Consider the following 3,247-nt stretch of genomic DNA (forward strand, 5'->3'; position numbering starts at 1 on the left):
GCTATCTGGTATTATATTTTCGAGCTTGAGAAAAAAATAATTTAAGGAGACACGATGAAAAAAAAGGAAACACTTTTAGCAACCGCATTTTTGATGCCCGCTTTAACCATTTTTACAATTTTTATTTTCTATCCTATTTGTAAAACTTTCTATTTAAGTTTTTTTCAATGGAATATGATTAGTAAAAATAAAAAATTTATTGGATTTGAAAATTATATAGATATATTAACAGAAAGTAGTACTCATAAATCCTTAATAAATACATTTATATATATAGGTCTATTAATTGTATTTAACTTTATATTGCCATATATTATTGCATATATTCTAGCCTTTTTAGTGAATAGATTTAAAGGATTTTATCGAACTATGTTCTTTTTTCCTAGTATAATCTCATTAGTTGTTGCATCCCTTGTTTTTGTATGGGTATTCAATCCCATGATTGGACCTATATCAAAGTTTTATGAGTTTTTTAATTTAAAACCTCAATTTTGGCTAAAAACTAATGGATTAGTAATGATTTTAATAACCCTTATAACAGCTTGGAAAATATTTGGATATAACTTAATTCTTTTATTAGCTGGAATACTTGAAGTTCCTACTGAACTTATAGAAAGTGCTAAACTTGATAAAGTTTCAAACTTACAAATATTTCTTTATATAGTTATTCCAATGACCTCATCAACCGCTTTATATGTTATGGTTATGACAATCGTATATGGATTACAACAGGTATTTGTTCCTATAAATGTCTTAACTCAAGGTGGACCAAATAATGGTAGTACAAACCTTGTGTATAGTATTTATCAATATGCATTTACTTTTTTTCAAACAGGAAGAGCCTCAGCACTTTCTGTTATAACAATGCTTTTCTTCTTTATATTAATCTCTATAAAGATTAAAGTTTTAGAAAAAGGAGTTTATTATGAAAATTAAAGAAAGTAAATGGCATATCTTATTTTTACTAATTATAGGAGTTCAAATTTTTCCTCTTATATATATGTTATCAATCTCTTTTAAAAGCATGGATCAAATTTTCGCAGATCCTTTAAGAATAATTCCCAAAGTTATAACTTTTAGAAATTATTCTTATATATTTGAAAATGTAGATATTTTAAGATATATATGGAATACATTTTTTATATCTACTGCTATAACTTTTGGAAAAATTATCACGAGTATTTTAGCTGGGTATATTTTAACTTTTAAAAATTTTAAGGGTAAAAAAATCTTAATTTTTCTAATTTTAGGGACTCTATTTGTTCCTTTTACAGTAACTATGATACCTAATTATCTTATGATTTCTGAGATTGGACTTTTAAATTCAAGCTTAGGAGTTATTCTTCCTCAATTAGCTGATGGAATGGGGATATTTATGATTATACAAAATATGAAAGGAATCCCTAAATCTATTCTTGAAGTAACTAAATTAGATAAAATTAAAGAAACTAAAGTTTTATATTATATTATTTTACCAATGATTAAAAATTCTATTATATCTATGGGAATACTATTTTTTATAAACTCATGGAATGAGTATTTTTGGCCTTTATTAATTTTAAGTGAAAAGAAAAACTACACACTATCTTTAGCTCTTCAGATGTTTATAAGTTCTGAAGGTGGAAATGACTGGGGTGTAACAATGGCGATTGCAGCATTAACAATTATATTTCCAATTATTATGTATGCATTCTTCCAGAAAAAAATAATGACAAGTTTTGTAAAATCAGGAGTAAAAGGATAGGTAAATATGAAAGAAATTAAATTTAAAAATGTATCAAAAAGTTATGGGGATACAAAAATTGTAAATAATTTGAATTTAACAATAAATGCTGGTGAAAGATTAGTTTTATTAGGACCATCTGGATGTGGTAAAAGTACAACTTTAAGAATGATTGCTGGCTTAGAAGAGATTACATCAGGAGATATATTATTTGAAGATAAAAAAATCAATGATGTAGAAGCTGGTGATAGAGATATTGCAATGGTATTTCAAAACTATGCCCTATACCCCCATCTTACAGTATGGGATAATATAACATTTGGTCTAAAGATGAATGGAGTAGACAAAACTGAAATTAATACAAGAACAATGGAGGTCATAAAAATATTAAATCTTCAAGGATTAGAAAAAAGATATCCTAAAGAATTATCTGGAGGACAAAGACAAAGAGTAGCTCTTGGTCGTGCTGCTGTAAAAAATTCTGATTTTTTCTTGTTAGATGAACCTTTATCAAATTTAGATGTTCAACTTAGAAACTCATCTAGAGAAGAACTTATAAAGTTACATGAAATAAATAGACCTACATTTATTTATGTTACTCATGATCAAATTGAGGCCATGACAATTGGTCATAGAATAGCAATTTTAAATAAAGGAGACTTACAGCAAATAGATACCCCTGAAGAAGTTTACAATAATCCAGCAAATATATTTGTAGCAAAATTTATTGGAACTCCATCTATGAATATCTTAACAGGTAAAATTGTTAATAAAAAACTTTATATAAATGATAAATGCATATCTAGTAATGAAAATGTTATACCTAATTTAAACAACAGAAGCTTAATATATATTGGTATTAGACCTGAACATATTTTAGTTCACACCGAAGATGCTTTCAATAGAATTCAAGGAGAAGTAACAAGAGTCGAAAATTATGGAAATCAAAAATGTGTCTCAGTTTCTATTGGAAATGAAAATATAAAGGCATCTATAAAAAATGACCAAGATATTAAAAAAAATCAAAAGATTTACTTAGAAATCAATATAGCAAAATGTAGCTATTTTGATATTAAAACAAAGAAAAATTTAAAAATGGAGGCATAATTTTGAAGAAAAATTTTTTAAGAGGAATTATTTTAGGAAGTCTATTTTTAGTAGGATGTGGAAAAGAAGAAAAAACTACAGTATCGAACAAACCTATAGAAATTGAATATTGGCATGTTGCATCTGAAAGTTTTGGTGGTGGAACAATAAAAGAACTCGTTCAAAATTTTAATGAAAAGAACTCTGACATAAAAGTTATAGAAAAATTTAATCCCGATATGTATAAAGGACTAACACAAAATCTACAAGTAGCCGTAGCTGCTAGAAAGAAGCCTGCTATTGTTCAAATGGGATATTCGTATTTAAACTATGCAAATGATAATTTTGATTATGTAACAGCTCAAGAAATTATAGAGAAATATTTTCCTGAAGATAAAAATTATTTAAATAATAATTTTTTATCAAATATATTAGAAC

General features: G+C 26.2%; 3 protein-coding genes and 1 pseudogene. All 4 read left to right on the plus strand.

Going from position 1 to position 3,247, the window contains the following annotated elements:
• The first annotated feature begins 54 nt into the window (after positions 1–54).
• A complete protein-coding gene (locus tag Q0V08_RS11195; RefSeq protein ID WP_297434800.1) occupies positions 55–936 on the plus strand; it encodes a sugar ABC transporter permease in 882 nt (293 codons plus the stop codon).
• The gene (locus Q0V08_RS11200; protein WP_297434801.1) at positions 926–1,744 is read left to right on the plus strand and encodes a carbohydrate ABC transporter permease; all 819 of its coding nucleotides are present in this window, start codon (positions 926–928) and stop codon (positions 1,742–1,744) included. Before Q0V08_RS11195 ends, Q0V08_RS11200 begins: the two co-directional genes overlap by 11 nt.
• 6 nt (positions 1,745–1,750) lie before the next feature.
• Complete coding sequence (locus Q0V08_RS11205; protein WP_297434802.1) at positions 1,751–2,830, plus strand: ABC transporter ATP-binding protein; 1,080 nt, start codon at positions 1,751–1,753, stop codon at positions 2,828–2,830.
• Positions 2,831–2,832: 2 nt separating this feature from the next.
• Positions 2,833–3,247: pseudogene (locus Q0V08_RS11210) on the plus strand (ABC transporter substrate-binding protein); the annotation flags it as partial.

It is taken from the genome of uncultured Cetobacterium sp., from assembly GCF_947038635.1.
Lineage (GTDB): Bacteria > Fusobacteriota > Fusobacteriia > Fusobacteriales > Fusobacteriaceae > Cetobacterium_A.

Bases quoted from the DNA above. Each gene is read 5' to 3' on its own strand.
- Q0V08_RS11195 (WP_297434800.1), top strand. From the start codon at position 55: ATGAAAAAAAAGGAAACACTTTTAGCAACCGCATTTTTGATGCCCGCT.
- Q0V08_RS11200 (WP_297434801.1), top strand. From the start codon at position 926: ATGAAAATTAAAGAAAGTAAATGGCATATCTTATTTTTACTAATTATA.
- Q0V08_RS11205 (WP_297434802.1), top strand. From the start codon at position 1,751: ATGAAAGAAATTAAATTTAAAAATGTATCAAAAAGTTATGGGGATACA.